The organism is Microbulbifer mixtoriginis (SeqCode) (assembly GCF_052466715.1).
Genome location: NZ_CP174288.1, coordinates 2,351,271 through 2,373,014 on the forward strand (window position 1 = coordinate 2,351,271; position 21,744 = coordinate 2,373,014).

General features: G+C 48.8%; 16 protein-coding genes. 8 read left to right on the forward strand and 8 right to left on the reverse strand.

From position 1 onward, the window contains the following. The first annotated feature begins 86 nt into the window (after positions 1-86). The 6 genes from mnmA (at position 87) to ACJJH9_RS10400 (ending at position 6,767) form a co-directional block, all read left to right on the forward strand. On the forward strand, positions 87-1,232 hold the full coding sequence (mnmA, locus tag ACJJH9_RS10375; protein WP_444925182.1) for a tRNA 2-thiouridine(34) synthase MnmA: 1,146 nt from the start codon (positions 87-89) through the stop codon (positions 1,230-1,232). Positions 1,233-1,241: 9 nt separating this feature from the next. Continuing rightward, positions 1,242-1,877 (forward strand): high frequency lysogenization protein HflD, encoded by a 636-nt coding sequence (hflD, locus tag ACJJH9_RS10380; protein ID WP_152453442.1) that lies wholly within the window; start codon positions 1,242-1,244, stop codon positions 1,875-1,877. Positions 1,878-1,892: 15 nt separating this feature from the next. Beyond that, positions 1,893-3,266 (forward strand): adenylosuccinate lyase, encoded by a 1,374-nt coding sequence (purB, locus tag ACJJH9_RS10385; protein ID WP_444925183.1) that lies wholly within the window; start codon positions 1,893-1,895, stop codon positions 3,264-3,266. 157 nt (positions 3,267-3,423) lie between these two features. Next, on the forward strand, positions 3,424-4,578 hold the full coding sequence (locus tag ACJJH9_RS10390; RefSeq protein ID WP_444925184.1) for a JmjC domain-containing protein: 1,155 nt from the start codon (positions 3,424-3,426) through the stop codon (positions 4,576-4,578). 1 nt (position 4,579) lies between these two features. After that, positions 4,580-5,002: a GNAT family N-acetyltransferase gene (locus ACJJH9_RS10395; RefSeq protein ID WP_444925185.1), complete on the forward strand. Its 423-nt coding sequence runs from the start codon at positions 4,580-4,582 to the stop codon at positions 5,000-5,002. 343 nt (positions 5,003-5,345) lie between these two features. Continuing rightward, positions 5,346-6,767, forward strand: coding sequence for an 8-oxoguanine deaminase (locus ACJJH9_RS10400; protein ID WP_444925186.1), 1,422 nt, complete (start codon positions 5,346-5,348; stop codon positions 6,765-6,767). Between the two features lie 900 nt (positions 6,768-7,667). On the opposite strand, the gene ACJJH9_RS10405 is transcribed toward ACJJH9_RS10400, so the two are convergent. The 8 genes from ACJJH9_RS10405 to ACJJH9_RS10440 form a co-directional block, all read right to left on the reverse strand. Continuing rightward, positions 7,668-8,246: a flavodoxin family protein gene (locus ACJJH9_RS10405; protein ID WP_444884714.1), complete on the reverse strand. Its 579-nt coding sequence runs from the start codon at positions 8,244-8,246 to the stop codon at positions 7,668-7,670. Next, positions 8,243-9,127 (reverse strand): arylamine N-acetyltransferase family protein, encoded by an 885-nt coding sequence (locus tag ACJJH9_RS10410; RefSeq protein ID WP_444909487.1) that lies wholly within the window; start codon positions 9,125-9,127, stop codon positions 8,243-8,245. The genes ACJJH9_RS10405 and ACJJH9_RS10410 overlap by 4 nt, the downstream gene beginning before the upstream one ends. A gap of 191 nt (positions 9,128-9,318) precedes the next feature. Further along, positions 9,319-10,845 carry an efflux transporter outer membrane subunit gene (locus ACJJH9_RS10415; RefSeq protein ID WP_444925187.1) on the reverse strand — a complete coding sequence of 509 codons (1,527 nt, stop codon included), beginning with the start codon at positions 10,843-10,845 and terminating at the stop codon, positions 9,319-9,321. Beyond that, positions 10,823-11,944, reverse strand: a complete 1,122-nt coding sequence (locus tag ACJJH9_RS10420) for an HlyD family secretion protein (RefSeq protein ID WP_444886338.1) — start codon at positions 11,942-11,944, stop codon at positions 10,823-10,825. The genes ACJJH9_RS10415 and ACJJH9_RS10420 overlap by 23 nt, the downstream gene beginning before the upstream one ends. A 2-nt stretch (positions 11,945-11,946) precedes the next feature. Further along, on the reverse strand, positions 11,947-12,159 hold the full coding sequence (locus tag ACJJH9_RS10425; protein ID WP_353505426.1) for a DUF1656 domain-containing protein: 213 nt from the start codon (positions 12,157-12,159) through the stop codon (positions 11,947-11,949). Between the two features lie 17 nt (positions 12,160-12,176). Continuing rightward, the gene (locus ACJJH9_RS10430) at positions 12,177-14,360 is read right to left on the reverse strand and encodes an FUSC family protein (RefSeq protein WP_444925188.1); all 2,184 of its coding nucleotides are present in this window, start codon (positions 14,358-14,360) and stop codon (positions 12,177-12,179) included. A 903-nt stretch (positions 14,361-15,263) separates the two neighbouring features. Continuing rightward, positions 15,264-17,438 carry a malate synthase G gene (locus tag ACJJH9_RS10435; protein WP_444925189.1) on the reverse strand — a complete coding sequence of 725 codons (2,175 nt, stop codon included), beginning with the start codon at positions 17,436-17,438 and terminating at the stop codon, positions 15,264-15,266. 189 nt (positions 17,439-17,627) lie between these two features. Continuing rightward, complete coding sequence (locus ACJJH9_RS10440) at positions 17,628-18,563, reverse strand: LysR family transcriptional regulator (RefSeq protein WP_252081803.1); 936 nt, start codon at positions 18,561-18,563, stop codon at positions 17,628-17,630. A 114-nt stretch (positions 18,564-18,677) separates the two neighbouring features. Between ACJJH9_RS10440 and ACJJH9_RS10445 the strand changes: the two genes are divergently transcribed. Together ACJJH9_RS10445 and ACJJH9_RS10450 are read left to right on the forward strand one after the other, a co-directional pair. Then, on the forward strand, positions 18,678-20,276 hold the full coding sequence (locus ACJJH9_RS10445; protein ID WP_444925190.1) for an isocitrate lyase: 1,599 nt from the start codon (positions 18,678-18,680) through the stop codon (positions 20,274-20,276). Between the two features lie 259 nt (positions 20,277-20,535). Then, on the forward strand, positions 20,536-21,744 hold the full coding sequence (locus tag ACJJH9_RS10450) for an acetate kinase (RefSeq protein WP_444925191.1): 1,209 nt from the start codon (positions 20,536-20,538) through the stop codon (positions 21,742-21,744).

The window sequence follows — 21,744 nt, forward strand, 5'->3', positions numbered from 1 at the left end:
AGATAAAAGCGGCCTTGGTCAGAAGCCCGATTCACAGGTAAAATTCGCCCCCTTTCCATCCCAGTGAAGTAGTGACTGTCCTTCTTATGCCTGATTCCACGCACAACAAACAGCCCAAACGCGTCATCGTCGGTATGTCCGGCGGTGTGGATTCCTCTGTAGCCGCACTTCTGCTCATGCAGCAGGGCTACCAGGTGGAGGGCTTGTTTATGAAGAATTGGGACGAAGATGACGGCACTGAGTACTGCACCGCGAAAGCAGACTTGGCCGATGCCCAGGCGGTATGTGAAAAACTGGGCATCAAACTGCATACCGCTAATTTTGCTGCCGAGTATTGGGACCATGTCTTCGAATACTTCCTGGCAGAATACAAGGCCGGACGCACGCCTAACCCGGACATTCTGTGCAACCGGGAGATCAAGTTTAAAGTTTTCCTGGAATATGCCGAAGTTCTGGGAGCTGATGCCATTGCCACAGGACATTACACCCGCCGACGCGATAGAGAAGGTCGCACCTATTTGCTCAAGGGCTTGGATGGCAACAAGGATCAAAGCTACTTCCTCCACGCTGTCAGCGAGGGTGAGTTCGCTCGCTCTCTATTTCCACTGGGCGAGTTGGAAAAACCTGAAGTACGGCGTATCGCTGAGGAAAACGGCTTTATCACCCACAATAAAAAAGACAGTACGGGGATCTGCTTTATTGGCGAACGCCGCTTCAAGGACTTTCTGGAACAGTATCTGCCCGCCCAGCCGGGCGACATGGAAACCCCAGAAGGTGAAATTATGGGGCGCCACGCCGGCCTGATGTACCACACCATAGGACAGAGGCAGGGTCTTGGTATCGGAGGGGTTAAAGGCGCGGGCGAAGAACCCTGGTACGTAGTCGGAAAGAACCTAGAGCGCAACGTATTGATTGTTGCCCAGGGGGCACATCACCCCCTGCTTTACGCCACGGGTCTGGTGGCAACCCAAACACATTGGATCAATGGCGCCGCACCGGGTGAGTCTTTCCGCTGTCAAGCGAAGACCCGCTACCGACAGCCAGACCAGGACTGCACAATACGGGTGCAAAAGGGTGGTAACCTGACGGTGGAATTTGACGAGCCACAGCGGGCAATTACCCCAGGACAATCCCTAGTCCTGTACGATGGCGAAATATGCCTCGGCGGCGCAGTTATCGAACAGGCTACAGGTATCGGCACTGCCGTACCGGAAAAATACAAGAAACACTAAGGAGTAACCTTGAATAACTGGCGGGATCAGGCTCTGGCATTGGCCGGAATATTTCAATCCGCAACTTTAGTGGAGCGCTTGGCCAAAACAGGCACCGCTCCCCAGGCCCAGCTGGAAACCGGGGTATACAGCCTTTTCCAGCTCAACCCAGATCGCACTGAAGATGTGTTCGCCGGCGCAGAGAAGCTGCTGCCCGGCTTGCAGGTCTCACGGCAGTTACTGCAATCGCGGCAACACCCTGAATACACAGACTGCCTGCGCTATGCACTGTCTGTGCTTTATCTGCAGCGGCAATTGAGTAAGAAAGGAGAGTTGCTCTCCATCATTGGCAGCCGCCTCGAAAAAGCCAAGACTCAGGCGGAACACTTCGCCCCCACCCACGAGAATGTATTTTCCAATCTCGCCAGTATTTATAGCGATACCCTCGGCACTTTCCGCTTTCGTATCCAGGTGCTGGGAGATTTTAATTTCCTGCAGCAACAGCGCGTCGCTAACCAAATCCGCTCAATGCTGTTTGCCGGTATCCGTTCAGCCACGCTGTGGCGACAATTGGGCGGAAGGCGCCTGCATCTGCTATTTCAACGCAAAAAACTATTGCGTGCGACCGACGAGCTAATCGCACAGATCGAATCTATAAAAAACTAATCCCGGAGATTTACTATGACAGTTGAGCTTTCCGCACTCACAGCGGTATCCCCTATTGATGGTCGCTACGAGAGCAAGACTGCCCTCCTACGCGAAATTTTTAGTGAATACGGCCTGATTCGCGCCCGTGTTGAAGTGGAAGTGCGCTGGCTTCAGAAACTCTCCGCGCACTCAGAAATCACTGAGGTAGAGCAGTTCGATGAAGCTGCTAACCAGCTGCTCGATAGCATTGTGGCCAACTTTTCCCTGGAAGATGCCGGGCGTATCAAAGAAATTGAGCGCACCACCAACCACGACGTGAAAGCGGTTGAATACTTCCTCAAAGAAAAAATCAGCGGCAATGCCCAGCTGGAAAAAGTAAGCGAGTTCGTGCACTTCGCTTGCACATCTGAAGACATCAACAACCTGTCCCACGCTCTGATGCTACGCGCTGGTCGCGACAACGTTATGTTGCCCGCAATGAATAGCCTGGTAGAAAAGATCGCCCAGCTAGCCCAGGATTTCGCCGACGTGCCCATGCTGTCTCGCACCCACGGCCAAACTGCCAGTCCTACGACCGTGGGCAAGGAACTCGCCAACGTGGTTGCGCGCCTTCGCCGCCAGGTAGCCCAGGTAGGGGCTGTCCCCTTGCTGGGTAAAATCAACGGTGCTGTAGGCAACTACAATGCCCACCTGTCCGCCTACCCAAATATCGACTGGGAAAAGAATGCGGAAGAATTTATTTCCTCGCTCGGCCTGACCTGGAACCCCTACACCACCCAGATCGAACCACACGACTATATTGCCGAACTGTTCGATGCTATTGCGCGCTTTAACACCATCCTGATCGACTTTGACCGCGACATCTGGGGCTATATTTCCCTCGGTTACTTCAAACAGAAAGTCGTTGCCGGAGAAGTGGGCTCCTCCACTATGCCGCACAAGGTCAATCCTATCGATTTCGAAAACTCCGAAGGAAACCTGGGCCTGGCCAACGCTGTATTCCAGCACCTGGCCGCGAAGTTACCAGTCTCCCGCTGGCAGCGCGATCTGACCGATTCCACCGTACTGCGCAACATGGGTGTGGGTGCCGGTTACTCTGCCATCGCTTATGCCGCCACCATGAAGGGGCTGGGCAAGCTGGAAATCAACCGTGAACGCTTGGCCGAAGACCTAGATAATTCCTGGGAAGTTCTGGCAGAGCCGATCCAGACTGTGATGCGCCGCTACAACATCGAAGAGCCTTACGAGAAACTGAAGGCCCTTACCCGCGGCCAGGGCATCACTCGCGAAACCTTGAAAGTGTTTATCGAGAATCTGGAAATTCCTGCGGAAGCCAAAAGCGCACTGCTGGAAATGACTCCTGCATCCTACATCGGTAACGCCGTCGAGCAAGCTCGCAAAATCTAAGTGAGCACCGCTTCCGGCCACACCGCAGTGGCCGGAAATTTATTCAAATTTCTTTACTGCCGCTCTACTCTGCAGAGCTTTAACCTCGGGCTAAGTTACACCTATTAGTGGCAGACTAGAGAAGATTTCCCCAGCCCAACAAACAGTGAGAGTTACCGTGGCAAGCCCCCTTACCCATCTCGGCGATATGCCGATTGAAGTTTTTATGCGCGATTATTGGCAGCAAAAACCCTTGCTGATCCGCAATGCTTTCCCCAACTTCGAATCGCCCATATCAGGAGAAGAGCTTGCCGGAATGGCTCTGGAGGAGACGATTGAATCTCGCCTGGTGCTTGAAAATGGCGAGAGCGGTCCCTGGGAGCTACGCAACGGCCCTTTCACTGAGGAAGACTTTCTATCCCTACCCCGCACGCACTGGACCCTACTTGTACAAGCCGTAGATCAATGGCTTTCCGAAGTGGCTGAATTAAAAGAGTATTTTCGCTTTATCCCAGACTGGCGCCTGGATGATGTGATGATTAGTTACGCGGCGGATCAGGGGAGTGTCGGACCGCACTATGACCACTACGATGTCTTTCTGCTCCAAGCCGAGGGCAAACGCCTGTGGCAGCAGGGAGCGAAAGTGGATGAGACCAATCCCCGCCTGGAAGGCACGCCCCTCAATATCCTGAAAGAATTTAATGCTGAGAACAGCTGGGTACTGGAGCCTGGCGACATGCTTTACCTCCCGCCACAATACAGTCACTGGGGTATCGCCGAGGGCGGCTGCACCACGATCTCCATTGGCTTCCGAGCACCTTCTGCCTCAGCCATATTGGAAGATCTCGCGGCCGAAGTGGCAATGGGACTGAAGGATAGCCTGCGTTATACCGATGCCGGCATGGAACCGACAAAATCCCCAGCGGAAGTTGATCCCGAGTCCGTAGCTCGCTTACAACAACAACTGGCCGAGTGGCTTAGGCAACCAGAGAAGGTCACTCAGTGGTTTGGCGCAGTGATGACTGAAGCAAAATACCCTGATACCGTCGCACTAGACGCGGATGAGGCCGCTGGCTGGCGTGAGCAAATGCCAAAGGGGATGCCATTGGTGCTAAACCCCGCATCTCGAGTCGCCTTTTCCAGGGAGCCGGCCACGTTATTTGTCGACGGTGAAGCCCTAACCGCACCACTCACCTTTGCTCAACAATTTGCCGAGTCCCACGAAATTTCCTGGAGCGACATTGAAACCTATCCAGAAATTGCCAACTTCGATGGTTTAATAGACCAATTGGTAGCCCAAGGCACACTGATTTATCCCCCTGAGGATTTCTGATATGGCCGCACTGGTGCGCCCCGCTGACTGGCAAAAAGAACAAGATAGCATTCGTACTATCCGCGAAGCTGTTTTCGTCCAGGAACAGAAAGTTCCTGCTTGCTTGGAGTGGGACAACCAGGAAGAATCTTCACAACACTTCCTAGTTTTAAATGGTGATGTTGCCGTCGGAACCGGACGGCTCAGCAAAAATGGTAAAGTTGGGCGGATGGCGATCATGCCATTCGCCCGAGGCAAAGGTCTGGGGGCCCAGTTACTCAAGGCGATTTGTGACTTTGCCAAACAACAGGGCTTTCGCAGTGTATATCTACATGCACAACAGCATGCTGAAGGCTTCTACATTCGGAGTGGCTTTATCCCAGAGGGAGAGACCTTTTACGAGGCCAATATCCCTCATATCAAAATGATTCGTCAGTTGCACTAGGCCGTAATGAAGGCGCTGGTATGTTTACGCATACCGACGCCTTCATTTCCGTCTGCTCGTTAAAAATGAAATGTCCGCCACTAATTTTCAGGTCTCGCGAGACCACTCCTCCTCTTTCTGACTAACATATTCGTCGATGTAGCTAGCGATAAAATAAAAACAAATGATAACGGCTTTGTAAGTGTATTCTTTTAGTGCTCTGAACTGGATTCCGTATCGCAACTTGAAGTAACCGCAGGAGTACCGGCTACTTATTACTCGGGTCAAAACTCTCGCCCTGCAGAAGACTGCCCAGGCTAATATCAGAATGCCAGGAAACCCTATAAGTGAGTGCTCAGATCATATGCCCAAGACACTGCTGCTTAAGAACGCTGAAGTCCTGGTAACCATGGACTCAGAAAGACGTGAGATTTCTAATGGCGGTATTTTTGCCGAAGAAGGCATTATCACGGCTGTAGGCCCCACAGATAAACTGCCCATGAGCGCTGACACCATTATTGACGCTAGCGGGCAGATAGTCCTACCAGGACTGGTGAATACTCATCACCATCTAAACCAGACACTCACCCGCAACCTGCCAGCGACCCAGAACAAAAATTTATTCGCCTGGCTTCAGCTTCACTACCCTATCTGGAGTCGGATAAATCCAGAAGCCTCCCGCACAAGTGCTTTGATTGGTTTGGCTGAGCTTATTCTCTCTGGTTGCACCACGGTTTTTGACCATTCTTATTTATTTAAAAGTGGCAACAAAGTGGACTTTCATATTGAAGCAGCAAAGGACTTAGGGGTGAGGTTCCATGCAAGCCGCGGTTCCATGTCTTTGGGCAGATCACAAGGGGGCTTACCCCCAGATGAAAGTGTCGAAGATGAAGATTTTATTCTCCAAGACAGTATCCGGGTCATTGATCGCTATCACGATGCAAGCTATGGAGCCCTGACTCGAATTGTTCTGGCCCCCTGCTCTCCATTTACTGTTTCAGAAAATCTGCTCAAAGAAACTGCCCTGCTAGCCCGTGATAAAGGCGTTATGCTACACACGCATATTTGCGAAACATTTGATGAAGAGCGCCACACTTTAGAACGATTTGGCAAGCGCCCTCTGGAGTGGATGGGAGAAAGCGAGTGGTTGGGGCCCGATGTTTGGTTTGCTCACGCAATACACATCGATACACAAGAAATAAATACTTTTGCTCGTACCGGGTGTGGCATCGCTCACTGTCCAAGCTCTAATATGCGCCTTGCATCAGGGATAGCCCCCGTTAAAGACTATATTGCAGCTGGAATTAAAGTGGGACTTGGTGTGGATGGGTCAGCCAGCAATGACGCCTCCAATATGCTCTTGGAAACCCGCCAGGCAATGTTGCTCTCAAGGTTGCGCATGGGCCTTCGCCCACCGGAGGGGCCACATCGCTACGCCCAACTTCCTCAGTCCCACCCTCTACGCTCGCCGGAATGGATGACAGCCAGGGAAGCTTTAGAGCTTGCCACTATCGGTGGTGCCAGCGTTCTTAATCGTACTGATATCGGAGCATTGGAAGTTGGGCGTTGTGCTGATTTCTTTTCTCTAGAACTCAACACTATTCAATATGCCGGGGCTCTTTCAGATCCAGTTGCCGCGATAGTCTTCTGCGCCCCCCAATCAGCAAAAACTGTAGTAATTCACGGTCGACAAGTTGTGAGCAATGGAGAAATTACTTCAATAAATATGGAACCCATTATTCGAGATCACAATCAATGGAGCCAGAGGTTATTGGCTAATGGCTAATGGCTAATGGCTAATGGCTAATGGCTAATGGCTAATGGGCACAGAATAGTAGTAAGTGTGGAAGGAAAGAAATGTATCTACCTAGGGCGTTGCTGTACGGTTTTTTTCAACCAGCGCTGCACTCTCAGTTTTGTTTGCCCCTTCTCTAGCCCAATACCGAAATAGGACTCCATACAGACAGCAAGCCAAAAATTTCAAATGAGTCAAAGGAGTATCTGTTACCACTTGCAAGCAAGTTTAGAATTTGCAGGAATTCTACACAGTATTGGGCGGCTCTGATTTTTTATATTTATCTCTAAGACTGTATTCTTACACACTTCGATTTTTGGAATATACAAATTCAATTAGATTTTTTGGTAAAAATATATGGGAAGGGGCTATCAACAATACAATGATCTTGTTCTGAATAATCACTGGACGTCTCATTATTGGTCTTTGCGACCACTTTAGCCATACCTACACCTACCAACAAGGAGTTATAGTTTAACCACTGAGGAGTTGGACTCAGCGACTCTGTCCTGACTCTTTTAATCATTCAAGTCCATATATCAAAATCAGCGCACGAGTTAGCCACAGAAGTGGTACTTACTTCAGGGCTTATATTAGGTCGTATTTTGCAAATAGTCCTTGGGCCTAAGCTAGAACTCCTTCAATATTTTGATTTAACAGAAATAAAAACCAAATATCTTAATCCCTTGCCCACGAGCAGTGAAAATTCCTAAGTTACCAATCAGCCTTCCAGTTGACAGATCTAGTTATCTGCCTCGGCCTCATTAGCAGATTTTTCTTTTAAAGATAACGCAAAATAGCCTCAGTCCTTTCAATTAAAGAACATCGAGGCTATTCCTCTGGAGCTACGCCACTTTCCCTAAAGTTGTATCAAAATTTATTTGTTGGATATTAGATACTACCGCAAGGACTAAAGCGCTTTAATAGACGCCCTATTCGCTCCCCCAAATATAAAGCCGTAAGTCGGTCAAGCTCATGCACAGCCCCTTCACTATTAACAACGGCCACAAGACCGGACTGACAACCACTTCTATTTCGCCCCTGTACATCCAGATTTGGTAAAATGTCATTAGGCACCCACAACATCCCCATCTGCGCGGCAAATATTTGCAAAGTAGTTAGAGTATTAAGCTGATCCCCACTGAAATTACTGCCGATAGTAAAACCTGCAGATAGCTTATCAACCCAGCCGCGACTACTGTAACGTTCACTGGCCGCATCCATAAAAGCCTTAAACTGGGCTGAAACCGACCCCATAAAAGTTGGCGAGCCCAGCACAATTCCATCACACTGATCCAGACGATGCATCAAGTCAGGATTCTCATAGCGCCCGTGCTGAATATGCTTGGCTTCAACAGCAAATGTAACTCCTTCACATCCAGGGATACTATTAATTCCATCCGCAGTGGCTTCTGCCAATGTCCTTGTACTGCCGCAAACGGAGTGATAAACAACTCCTGCTTTAATCATGATGCGACCCGATCAGTGTTCACAGCAGCATGCTCTGCAACCTTTTGAGATGAGCCGTTCTCAAAGAGGCCAGCTAACCTCTCAAAGGAAGATATATCCTCGGGCACCTCGATCCCAAAAATGCTTAATAGCGTTTTGCGTAACTCTTCAACATTCGCCAGCATGATGACTGTCTTTGCTCCAGTTATCGGCTGATAACTCAATTGGCGATCCAGTAAAGCATGACGCCCTTCGGGGAAAGCACGAGTAGCAATCAAGTGCTCTACAAAACGGGACTCAGGGTGAGTACTACAAAACCAATTGGCGATTTTATAGTCGCCCGCTGTTCGTGGCCGTAAATCAAAGCTGTACATTGAATGCCAGGCATCATGGACCTTCACTTCTAATAGATAGTCCTCACCCGATTGAGTTAGGCGATAAGTACCGTGGGGCGTACTCTGAGGACCTGAAACATCTAAGCGCAGAGGTGCAGTCAGTGTATTGCTGCCAAAGCCCGCATCCACCAAATACGGTACCTGCCCTACTTTTACAAGTAAGATCATATGAGACTGAGCCGGCTGATGGCCCGGTGGTGTTTGCCAAAGAACCCGAGCGGCAAGCCCTGTAACTGCAAAGCCTATCTGCTGTAACCCAGCCCGTAACAAAGCATTTTGCTCAAAGCAATAACCACCACGCTTTTGGTTCACAAGCTTTTGTTCAATAGCGGCCATCTCAATATTCACGGGACTCCCAAGAAAGGACGTTACATTCTCAAATGGCAGAGTACGAATATGTTGCGTAAGAATATCCCTTAAGGTTTTCAAATCCAGGGCTAGCTTATTGCGGTAACCAATACGTGCTAAGTATTTTGATAAATTGATGTTATGGGTGCTTGGTGTCATTTGACTTCAATCCTCATGGCCAATCAACAATAGCAGCAGTCTAATACCTGAACCTTGGTTTAGGTCAATATCGATTGCTAATTCTCCTTACTCTTTTTGCGCCAAATGTCTCTAAACGGCTGATGGTACGCTGATCATCCTGAAGATACGGATTAATGGATTGGTGCGGGCCAGACAAGTGCAAAGAGACCTTATTCCAAGATCTTATCCCAATAGTGAGTCCTGCGAAGCATATCCTCTATTGTCTCTTCGGGTAATAACTCCAATGGTGTCAGCCCATCTTGAATCTGCCAGCCGCCCCCAAGAGAAAGATAAACCTGAACTAGATTCGCTGCTACTGCACCTTGGGCAATCACCAAGAGATCCTGCTGGGTAAAATTTGAAACCATCGTGGTGATAACAGTGTTGAACTGTATCGCTCCGTCGACATATTGCGTCATGGAGAGATTGACGGCCTCTTCAGAAGCCATAGCTGCGATATTATAAAAGTACTGTTGTTCCTGGGATTTGAGATATGCAACTATTGCATTCTCAACATCAACCTGCGCCTGTAAGACCACTTGCTGGTAGTCTGATACCAGCTGCTGGAAGGTCGCATCCTGCAAGCGCACATTGTTGCGTAACCGGCCATAATTAAAGACATTCCAATCAAACTCAACAAATAAATCCCAAGCATCACTTCTGCCATTTAACTGCCCCCCCCTGATATCAATTGCTCCTATTAGCCCACCGATTGAAAAGTTTGGGTATAGCTCCGCTCGAGCAACACCAATCAGCTCCCCCTGTGCTGCGAGAAGCCGCTCAGCCTGGCGAATATCAGGACGCTGACGCAAAAGATCCTGCGGCATGCCTATCGTTATAATTGAGGGCACATGGGGCACCGTTGGAGGTACAGAAAGGAGGTCATTAAGGCTATGAGGGGGCATACCCAGTAGTATCGAAAGGGTATTTTTGAACTGCTGAAGCGTAGCTTCCAGCGCAGGAACAGCAGCCTGAGTGTTACTTAATAAGGTTTGGGCCTGTTCGGCATCCAACGCACTGACCTCTCCTGCATGAAATTTTACTTCAGCGATTCTTAGCCCTTCAGTCTGAATACGAATATTTTCCTGTGCCACCTGAATACGGCGTTTTACAGTGCGAATATTGATATATGTTTGCGCTACCTGTGCAATGATTGAGACAAGCAGCCCATCATATTCAGCCATACTGGCCTCAAAGTCAGCTGCGGCGGAATTAACCAATCGCCTCAACTGCCCCCACATATCCAACTCCCAGGTTAAATTGAAATTAAGGTAGTACTCAGTCTGATAGTTTCCGGTTATACCGGAGCGAACATATTTGGAGCGATCTACGAGCCCCTCAATTTGCTGTATCTGTGGATATTGGTTCCCTATTGCAATAGCGAGGAGCTGCTGCGCTTGCAGTGCTCTTAATGCGGCTGATCGCAATTCCAGGTTATTTTCTATTGCCTGCTCTACCAAATCATCCAGAACAGGATCGGCGAAGGCAGACTGCCACCAGTAAGGGTTCACTGTTTCAAGGATATCTACCCGTTTACTGTTTTGATAAATCCAGGTATCTTCAACTGTAACAGGGGGCGGTACATAATCTGGGCCCAGCATGCAACCATTACCAACAAATACAGAAAAAGCACCAAGAGCTAAGGACTTGCTTAGATATTCAAACCTAAACAGGCTAAGGATTTTGCGCCGTATCATCTTGGTCGGCGCTCGCAGTATTGCTCAATATGAGCACTGAACTGGTAAAACCAACACGAAGCTCGACAGACTCAGGCCTTTCTGTCAAATGAACTCTCACCGGAATTCTCTGAGCGAGACGAATCCACTCAAAAGTTGGATCAACTCGTGGTAAAAGGTCGTTACCCGCAGTTCCATCAGTTTGTGCAATACCCCAGCCAATGCTTTCAACATACCCTTTGAGTGGCCTATGTGGGTATGCCATTAATGTCACTATTGCCTTATCCCCTGGAGCAATTCTGCGTATAAAGGTTTCACGAAAATAACCTTCTACTCGATAAGTACTAATATCCACTATTGATAGTGCGGGCTGGTTTGCTACAGCTTGATCACCGAAACGAAAATCCAGATTTGTAACATATCCGGATACAGGCGCCGTCACCGTTGTATATTCCAGATTAAGTTCAGCCTGACGCACTAAAGCCAGAGCTGCGCGCACACCAGGATTATCTGCCCCAAGTGCACCGAGTTGCGCACGGACCTGTGCTAATTCAGCCTGAGATTGCTCTAAAGCAGCTAAGGATTTAACGAGTGTTGCCTCTGCACCAGCCCGATACTCCACTGACGACTCAAACTCAGCTTGTGCGGCCTGAAGAGATCTCACTGAAGTGGCGCGCTGAGGAAGTAGTTCTTGCTGACGCCTATACTCCGCTCTGGCCTTGGTAATCTCTGCATCTAGTGCATTGATGTTGCTTTGCGCTAAATCTATAGCCGCGGAGGACTCCCTTATCCTAGCTTCATAAGCCAGAATATTCTCCCTCTGAGCATTATAAATATCGACTGCCTCCTCGTATTGAGCCTTGGCTTCCGCCAAAGCGGCTTCATAGGTTCTTGGATCTATTTGAAATAGAAGTTCACCCGCATTGACAAATTGGTTATCTCTAATAGGCAGCGAAACCACTTGACCTGAAACTCTAGGAGTAACCTGGATAATATCCGCCTGCACTTTCCCATCTCTAGTCCAGGGGTTGTTGAGATACTTCCAAAACTGAAGAACCAATGCAAACATTGCCAGGAATACCATACTCGCCGTAAGTATGTACTTTCTAAACTTCTCCACCCTTAAATACCCACAAATACTGACCCAATAAAGACTGAGTAGATAATGCTCAACGATATAATTACTACTGGCGGGTTTGCAAAGTATCTAGAAAGGCGGTAACGATCCAGGAGTCTTGCGGTAAGTAATGCCGCGAGCACCCCAAGTACCCCCGCAACTAGAACTGGAGAAATAAAAAAACCTCCTACTGATACATCATGAGGTATCTTTTCCATACATTAACCCATTTGAATCATAAACATCTTTCTTCACAGAAATATTTCCAATCTACGGACTCTGATAATTTATAAAACTCATCGAGGTAATTGCTAATACAGTGGGTAACACCCAAAAAGTACAAAAAGTTGGAAACCCCCTTTGCAGTCTCCTCATCATTTTCCCAGAGCTCCATCAGCCCTCCAACATCCACATTTACTCTATCAAATATACGCCTATAACCTCTTCGTAAAGACTTGATGTTTATATTTCGCTGTTCCCCTGACAAGTAAAACAATATTTTTCCTGCGAGAGATCTCCAGATAAACACCTCGCGCAGCATACTTTTGGTTGCAACAAGTTTCATTTTTGAGTGATCAATTCCATACAAAATCTTAACCTGATTAGCAATCAGCATTAGTAAATCAATTACCCTTCGCATTTGATCCCCCGACATACCTTTAACATTATTGACATCAATACCTTCTTTCCAGTAAAGGATCTTCTCATGCGAAATCACAACGATATTTAAATGATATAAAACATAAAGGCGATGAAATATTGAGCGTCTTGTTAAGGCCGGCAAATCGCCCTCAACCACCAAGCGAGCAGCGCTATCAAGTAGTCGATTCACATTTTTTTTAAAATTTCTTTCAGGATGAGAAGAAATCGGGATATTTCTAGACACCGCCAGTATGCAAAAAATAATCGCCAACACAAATATATAATTTGTATAAACGACAAAACTATAAGTCTGATAATTATTGAAATTGAAAATAATTTGCGGAAAGAGGAGAGCTAAGGTTCTTATCATTGACTGTGCACCAAACATTCGATTCGCAAAATAGGAAATAGTAAAAGTCCAGAAAAATACCATTAAACCCAACGAATAAAAGCCTTGCAATTTTGGCATAACTAAAAAGTAAAGAGGTGCGGACATCAAGCATACGAGAATTGTATATATACAAGATTTAAATAAGTTAATTTGCGGACTTACAGATGCTATGATTGCTATAATTGTAATTAAAAGTACAACAAGCAGCCCGCCTATCATATCTGGAACAAATAAATAAGCTAAATAAGATATCCAAATCCCTACTAGCACGCGAACCACATTAGCCAGCCTATCAGGATCAGGCATTAACAATCCAAACCAGTATTCTTCACGTTCACTTGAAGTACTCGAACTGGAAAATTCCAGGCTTTTTAGATCATTTACAGCATTAATTAGTGCCCGGGTTTCCACCTCCAAATCATTCAAAGAACGCCTGGTTACAGCTATTGCGGCAGTCTCTGGAGTTGACAGCTCCTTTTTTAGTTTTTCAACGTCCCCCCTAACCACCCTCTCCCGAGCATCTCCAGCCACCTCATCTTCAGCAATGGCAAATCTAACTCTCTTAAATCGCCCTCTCATAACTTCCAAATAGTCATTCATATTCAAAAGAAACTTCATAATCCCCAAATCACTGGATAGGGCCAAACTCTCTTCTAATTTAAGTAATGACTGTGTTACCGCGGTTGTACGATAACCAAACGCCTTCCACTGTCTACGGCACTCCCAGATTTCATAACTATCAGAACTGGCATCATTAATAGCTGTACGCAAACGTGTATCTGCCCTTAACAGTTCGACTCGCTTATCTCTAAGGACTTTAACTTTCTTTCGATCTTGAATTCTTAAAAAACATCTATCTGCAAAAGCACGATGCATATCTAGCAGAGAAACCGCTGCTTCATGCAGTTCTTCACGGCTACAATTTGGCCAGATCAAAACAGCTACAAGCCCATATACAATAATACCCAGTAAAGATTCTTGAATACGGAATATCCCTTCCTCATAAGAAAGGGATAAATCACCACCGGTCGCATCCCATAACATCAAAATAACGTAGCCACAGGTCATCCAAAAATACTGACGTTTTGACCTTTGCAAGATATAAACGCAGCCCGCAACCCATACCGATAGCGCAATCATAAAAAGCCATCGATCTTGAGGGAATGATGCGACGATTATCCAGCCGCCTAGAAGTGCAAACAGAGTGCCCAGCATCCACAAAATGGCACGATTTAACGACTGCCCCAAGTTTGCCTGACTACACACAATAACGGCAAATGCACCCCAAAAAGGTTTTTCCCAATTGATACCCATTGCAATGGCATAAACAATTACCAAAGCCAGCGCAATTTTTATTGACTCTTTCGCATTGCGAGACAGGTACAATGTTATCTCCGAGTATTTTCACGATAAAGCGACAAGCTTTTGACACCCTAATGATTACAAGGCATGTAATTTTTAGGTTGGCAGGAGGAAGTATGGCATATAAGAAAGCAGCTAAATCAGGGATACACTTATAGATACAGCACACAAAAAGCGTATTTTAAAGTGCCAATAAAGTATGAGTGTCAGCGAAGATCACTGAAAACTTATATCTCAACATACGACATAAGTTATAAACGAAAAAATGAAGTTAGTATTTAAAAGCTCGTCTCACAGTCTAAGGCTTTCCGTCAGTCTCTTTTTATAGCCAGTAGTTTGGGCATAGGCAAAGAGATAATTTGTGTAGGCTTTTTATCCCCCCAGGAAAATTGTATTATCAAATTTATTGAGCGGTATACCTTTCTTTAACCGCTTAATAACATCACGATCGGTTAGAAAGGTACCCTAAAGCAATCAGCCCAGCATTTGCCTACTTAACATTTACTTCGCTTGATTGCGCGCCATCGTGTCATAACCATACACTTTGAAAATTGAACACCTGCTAAGTCAAAGAATGAGGGAAATGGGCCATACTTTACTCCCTCTGTAAGCGGCCGAAATTAAATGATACAAACAACTTGGACGACTGCCTCAGTGGCGCCAACAATCTATCAATTCGAGTATTTGCGGTGGCTAGTGAGGGCGGCACTTTGCACAGCCAGAGTGACTAAATAGGATGAGGTCACTATGACAACACTCTCCATCCTTTACTGTTCAACAGCAAAGCCATGTCACTTATCAGCTTCAGGCGCGGAATTCTATCGGAATATTAATTACTATCTACTGTTGGGCATGCTAAATGATACTCCACAGACCCAATAAAAAAGGCCCCTTGAGGGGCCTTTAAGAAACAATCCAGCTCAGAAATCAACCATTCAAAGCCTTAAACTCACGCCTGCGACGATGTAGAACCGGCTCAGTGTAGCCGTTTGGTTGTACACAACCTTCAAATACGAGCTCACAAGCGGCCTGGAAGGCAACACTTCTATCGAAATTTGGAGCCATATTGTTGTAATTGGCATCACCGGCATTTTGGCGGTCCACAACTGCAGCCATACGCTCCATGGTTTCGCGCACTTGCTTCTCGCTAACAATGTCATGCTTGAGCCAGTTGGCAATATGCTGTGAAGAAATTCGCAAGGTGGCGCGATCTTCCATCAGACCGACATCATTAATATCCGGCACCTTGGAGCAACCTACCCCCTGCTCAACCCAGCGCACCACATAGCCGAGAATGCCCTGAGCATTGTTATCCAACTCCAATTGAATCTCTTTAGTACTCCAATTAGTGTCTTTGGCCACCGGTACGGTGAGAATATCTTCCAGCTTGGCGTGATGGCGGTGCTGAATCTCCTCCTGTCGACGGTTCACATCGACCTTGTGGTAGTGCAGTGCATGTAAAGTTGCCGCCGTGGGCGATGGTACCCAAGCAGTATTCGCACCAGCCATTGGATGTGCGAGCTTGGCGTGCATCATCGCTGACATCTGATCTGGAATCGGCCACATACCTTTACCAATCTGCGCCCTACCCTTGAGACCGCTATTGAGACCCACATCCACATTCCACTCTTCGTAGGCGTTGATCCAAGTGGACTGCTTCATATCTCCCTTGCGAATCATGGGGCCGGCAAGCATAGAGGTATGAATTTCATCTCCTGTGCGATCCAGGAAGCCGGTGTTGATAAAGACCACGCGCTCTTTGGCTTCGGCAATGCAGGCTTTGAGGTTTACCGTGGTACGCCGCTCCTCATCCATAATACCCATTTTCACCGTGTGGCGCGGTAGGCCGAGGGCATCCTCAATACGATTAAACAACGTGTTGGCAAAAGCCACCTCTTCCGGGCCATGCATCTTCGGCTTTACGATGTAGATGCTTCCTTCACGAGAGTTCTTGATCTCGTTATTGCCGCGTAGATCATGTAGAGCGATCAGGCTGGTAATCATTCCGTCGAGAATACCTTCCGGAATTTCCTGGCCGTCACCATATAAAACAGCATCGTTGGTCATCAGGTGGCCAACATTGCGCACAAACATCAAACTGCGACCCGGCAGGGTTAGCTGATTACCATTCGGTGTAATATATTCACGGTCGACATTTAATTTGCGCTCAAAAGTCTTGCCGCCTTTATTGATGGTTTCCTTGAGGTCACCTCTCATCAGGCCGAGCCAGTTGCGGTAAACCACAACCTTGTCTTCCGCATCGACTGCCGCTACGGAGTCCTCACAGTCCATAATGGTGGTCAATGCAGATTCCATAAGGACGTCTTTAATACCCGCGTCATCGGTTTTACCGATAGGACTTTCACGATCCACCTGAATTTCAAAGTGCAGGCCGTGCTGCTTGAGCAAAATACTCGAGGGTTCTTCGCTGTCACCGCGGTAACCGGCAAACTGAGTGCCGTCTTTCAAGGTGGCAATATCGCCATTGGCTTGGACAACTTCCAGCAGAGAGCCGTTAATACGATATTGCACGGCTTCTTTATGACTGCCGCAGGTTAATGGAGCAGACTGATCTAGGAAGCTGCGCGCATATTCAATCACTTTGGCTCCGCGCACCGGATTGTACTCACTGCCCTTTTCCACTCCACCTTCTTCGCTGATCACATCAGTGCCGTAGAGGGCATCGTAAAGGCTGCCCCAGCGGGCATTTGCGGCATTCAGTGCATAGCGGGCGTTCATCACCGGGACCACTAGCTGAGGGCCGGCGAGAGTGGCGATCTCCTCATCCACATTCTCAGTGGAAGCACTGAACTCAGCGGGCTCATCCACCAAGTAGCCAATTTCTTTCAGAAAGGTCTGGTAGCCTTCCAGATCGAGGAAGCCCTGCGGATTTTCGGTGTACCAGCGATCCAGGGTTTCCTGTAATTCGTCGCGTTTTTCCAGCAGGGAGCGATTGACTGGCGCCAGTTCGCGGACAATCGCATCGAGTCCAGCCCAGAACTTATCGGCATCGACCCCGGTTCCTGGAATCACCTCCTCGCAGACCAGGTTGTAAAGCTCTGGTGCGATTTGTAGATCACCGATTTGGACTCGTTCCGTCATACCCTGGGCCTCTCACTGATTGTTGGAATTACGGCATTCTAAACAGCCATTTCAGCATACCGCTAATTTATAGACACAATTTCCACTATTCATAGATCAAATTTTTATGAAAATGGATGACGCATGATTCACTGCCAAGAGAACTGTATATTCACCCGCAGGGCGCATGATTCCTTACTAAGGGGTCACTCATAGAGCCCGACCAATATCCAAGATCAGGCGCCGTAACCAGCGGTGCGGTGCGCTCTGCTGTAAAAGTGGGCTCCAAGCCATTTTTAGCTCAAGAGGAGGGATATCCAACGGCGGATCCCTGCGCACGACTCTGGGATTGTCGCTGGCAAGCTGTGCCAGACGGGTGGGCACAGTGACAATCAGGTCACTCTGCTCGGCCAACAGCATAGCCACTTGGTAGTGGCGTGTGAAAACCGAGATATCCCGCTTTTCCCCCAATTTGCCAATAGCCTCATCCACCCAGCCCAAGCGTTGCACATCCTCTGGGTTTACTCCTACCCCCACACCCATGCCGGTCTTGCTCACCCATATATGCTGAGCCTTTAAGTAACTCTGCAGATTGTAGTCTTCGAGAATTGGGTTATCCGCTCGCATCATGCAAGAGAAACTGTCGCGCCATACGGTAGCTTGGTGGAAGCTCTGGGGCATACTATCGAAACGGTTAATTACCATATCCACCTTACCCTGCTCCACATCGACAAAGCTCACATCGCTGGGCGTCATGATATCCAGGCTGATTCCTGGAGCACCATCCCTCAGCTGCTTAAGCAGGGGGGGGATCAACGTGGATTCAGCATAGTCACTGGCCATAATGCGAAAGGTACGCCGGGTGTTGGCGGGATCAAAATCCCTATTGGGCTGAATCACACGGTCAATGCTGGATAGCGCCTCACGAACCATCGGCTGAAGTTCAAGGGCACGCTCTGTGGGCATCATGCCCTCTCGGGTGCGTACCAGCAGAGGGTCGTCAAAGAGTTCGCGCAGGCGTTTCAGGCCATTGCTCATTGCGGGCTGGGACAGCCCTAAGTAGTTGGCCGCTCGTGTCACATTGCGCTCGCGCAGCAGCACATCCAGGTATACCAGCAGGTTCAGGTCAGCTCTTTCCAGTTGCATACAACATTTGCCAGATCGATAGTGAAAATAAAATCAATAAATTAGGCAAATTATGCCACTCCTCCTAAGATACTCAACACCTAATCGCAGTCACCGTTTTAAGGAAACACTGTCATGTCCACTTACACTCAAGACATCGACGCGGTAGCTAAGCTCCGTGACAGCAAAAGCGGCACTTGGGATGCTATCAATCCCGAATCTGTTGCCCGTATGCGCGCCCAGAACAAGTTCAAGAACGGCCTGGATATTGCCAAATACACTGCCAATATCATGCGCGCTGACATGGAGAACTACGACAAAGACAGCTCCAAGTACACCCAATCCCTGGGCTGCTGGCACGGTTTCATCGGCCAACAGAAGATGATTTCTATTAAGAAGCACTTCGAAGGCAATACTGACCGTCGCTACCTGTACCTGTCCGGCTGGATGGTCGCCGCTCTGCGCAGTGAATTCGGTCCTCTGCCCGACCAGTCCATGCACGAAAAAACCTCTGTTGCGCACCTGATCAACGAACTGTACACCTTCCTGCGTCAGGCCGATGCCCGCGAGCTGAACGACCTGTTCCGCGAGCTGGACGCCGCCCGCGAAGCCGGCAACAAAGAAGCCGAGAAAACAGTTCAAGACAAGATCGACAACCACAAGACTCACGTTGTGCCGATCATTGCCGACATCGACGCCGGTTTCGGTAACGCAGAAGCCACTTACCTGATGGCCAAGCAGATGATCGAGGCGGGTGCTTGCTGTATCCAGATCGAGAACCAGGTTTCCGACGAGAAGCAGTGTGGTCACCAGGACGGTAAAGTCACCGTTCCTCACGAAGACTTCCTGGCCAAGATCCGCGCAGTTCGCTACGCATTCCTGGAGCTAGGCGTAGACAACGGTGTTATCGTTGCCCGTACCGACTCCCTGGGTGCCGGCCTGACCAAGCAGATCGCCGTGACCAAAGAGCCGGGTGATCTGGGCGACCAGTACAACGCTTTCCTGGACTGTGAAGAAATCGCAGCTTCTGATTTGGCCAATGGTGACGTTGTAATCAACCGCGAAGGTAAGCTGCTGCGTCCTAAGCGCCTGGCTTCCAACCTGTTCCAGTTCCGCAAAGGCACCGGTGAAGCCCGCTGCATCCTGGACAGCATCACCTCTCTGCAGAACGGCGCCGATCTGATTTGGATCGAAACCGAGAAGCCCCACGTTCGCCAGATCGGCGGCATGATGGACGAAATCCGCAAAGTGGTTCCCGATGCGAAGCTGGTTTACAACAACAGCCCATCCTTCAACTGGACCCTGAACTTCCGCCAGCAGGTATTCGATGCATGGTCTGAAGAAGGCAAAGACGTATCCGCTTACGACCGCGCCAACCTGATGAGCGCCGAGTATGACGACTCCGAGCTTTCTGCAGCTGCAGATGAGAAGATCCGTACCTTCCAGGCCGACGCTGCCCGTGAAGCCGGTATCTTCCACCACCTGATCACCCTGCCGACTTACCACACTGCGGCCCTGTCTACCGACAACCTGGCCAAAGAGTACTTCGGTGAGCAAGGCATGCTGGGCTACGTAAAAGGCGTTCAGCGTAAAGAAATCCGTCAGGGTATCGCCTGCGTTAAGCACCAGAATATGGCCGGTTCCGACATCGGTGACGACCACAAAGAGTATTTTGCTGGTGAAGCGGCACTGAAAGCTGCTGGTAAAGACAACACCATGAACCAGTTCGGTTAAATCGCTCTTATACCTTTCAGGTAGATTCAAGGCGGCGCAAGCCGCCTTTTTCTTCAGGGATTCTCTCCTGTTCAAATTGACCAGGACAATGATTCCGCCGAAGAAGAACAGTTATGCAAACTGCGCTTTTATCTCTGCATTTTGGACTTGGGCCGCAATCGCGGCCCTTTTTTTGCTCCCAATCTTATTGCTTTTTCTCAAAGACTTTTGCGCCATATTAGCTAGCCTTAGGGTATACACGCTAAGGTGCGCACCGCCTATGTCTGGCCCAAGACTTGTACTGACCATCAACTGCGGCAGCTCTTCTTTAAAGTTCACCATCATTAACCCAGAAACTGGTGAGGAACGCTTAAAAGGCCAAGCCGATGCCCTGGGATCATCCTCAGCAGCACTCTCTTGGCAGCGCGATGAAAAAGAGGGAACACAGAAACTCTCTCCAGGGGATGACTACGAAGGTGTTATCGGAGCGTTGGTAAAGCGATTCGACGGCCCCTGGTCAGCGTTGCGCGAGCAGCTTCGGGCTATCGGGCATCGGGTGGTCCATGGTGGCGAACAGTTCGCAGATTCCGCGCTGATCAATGACAGCGTGGTATCAGCTATCAGAGCCTGCTGTGAACTGGCGCCACTACACAACCCTGCAGCCCTGCAAGGTATACAGGCCTCACTGCTCGCTTTCCCAGAGTTGCCGCAGGTGGCGGTCTTCGATACCGCCTTCCACCAGAGTTTGCCGGATTACGCCTACCTCTATGCACTGCCCTACAGTTTGTATCGGGATCACCAACTGCGCCGCTACGGTATGCATGGCAGCAGTCATCGCTATATCGGTGAGCGCAGCGCCGAAATATTGAAAACACCCACAGACAACATCAATGTGATCTCCGCTCACCTCGGCAATGGCGCTTCCCTATGCGCCATTAAAAACGGAAAGAGCGTGGATACCAGTATGGGGCTGACTCCTCTTGAAGGGCTGGTAATGGGCAGTCGCTGTGGGGACTTAGACCCTGGTTTATTACTTCATTTGGGGGAGGCACTGGACTATTCCCTAGCGGAACTCGAACAGTTACTGAATCGCAACAGCGGCCTGCTGGGAATATCCGAGCTAAGCAATGACTGTCGTGAACTGGAAGAAGCTATGGGCAAAGGCCATGCCGGTGCTAGCTTGGCATTGAAGCTATTTTGTTATCGACTGGCCAAATATATCGCAGCCTACACAGTGCCACTAAAGCGCGTTGATTCGCTGATATTCACCGGGGGTATTGGCGAAAACTCATCTTGGGTGCGACGAGAAACGATAGGTTGGCTCAGCCAGCTCGGCTACCAGCTGGACAATAAGCGCAATGAAGACGTTCGCTTCGGTTCTGAAGGGCAGATATCCAGAGACGGAACACCGGATATCCTTGTGATACCCACCCGTGAAGATTGGGTTATTGCTCGAGATACCATCCGCTTAGCGAACAGGGCACTATAA

Bases quoted from the DNA above. Each gene is read 5' to 3' on its own strand.
- purB (WP_444925183.1), top strand. From the start codon at position 1,893: ATGACAGTTGAGCTTTCCGCACTCACAGCGGTATCCCCTATTGATGGT.
- ACJJH9_RS10410 (WP_444909487.1), bottom strand. From the start codon at position 9,127: ATGACACCAAGCACCCATAACATCAATTTATCAAAATACTTAGCACGT.
- ACJJH9_RS10405 (WP_444884714.1), bottom strand. From the start codon at position 8,246: ATGATTAAAGCAGGAGTTGTTTATCACTCCGTTTGCGGCAGTACAAGG.
- mnmA (WP_444925182.1), top strand. From the start codon at position 87: ATGCCTGATTCCACGCACAACAAACAGCCCAAACGCGTCATCGTCGGT.
- ACJJH9_RS10395 (WP_444925185.1), top strand. From the start codon at position 4,580: ATGGCCGCACTGGTGCGCCCCGCTGACTGGCAAAAAGAACAAGATAGC.
- ACJJH9_RS10440 (WP_252081803.1), bottom strand. From the start codon at position 18,563: ATGCAACTGGAAAGAGCTGACCTGAACCTGCTGGTATACCTGGATGTG.
- ACJJH9_RS10435 (WP_444925189.1), bottom strand. From the start codon at position 17,438: ATGACGGAACGAGTCCAAATCGGTGATCTACAAATCGCACCAGAGCTT.
- ACJJH9_RS10445 (WP_444925190.1), top strand. From the start codon at position 18,678: ATGTCCACTTACACTCAAGACATCGACGCGGTAGCTAAGCTCCGTGAC.
- ACJJH9_RS10425 (WP_353505426.1), bottom strand. From the start codon at position 12,159: ATGGAAAAGATACCTCATGATGTATCAGTAGGAGGTTTTTTTATTTCT.
- ACJJH9_RS10400 (WP_444925186.1), top strand. From the start codon at position 5,346: ATGCCCAAGACACTGCTGCTTAAGAACGCTGAAGTCCTGGTAACCATG.
- ACJJH9_RS10415 (WP_444925187.1), bottom strand. From the start codon at position 10,845: ATGATACGGCGCAAAATCCTTAGCCTGTTTAGGTTTGAATATCTAAGC.
- ACJJH9_RS10450 (WP_444925191.1), top strand. From the start codon at position 20,536: ATGTCTGGCCCAAGACTTGTACTGACCATCAACTGCGGCAGCTCTTCT.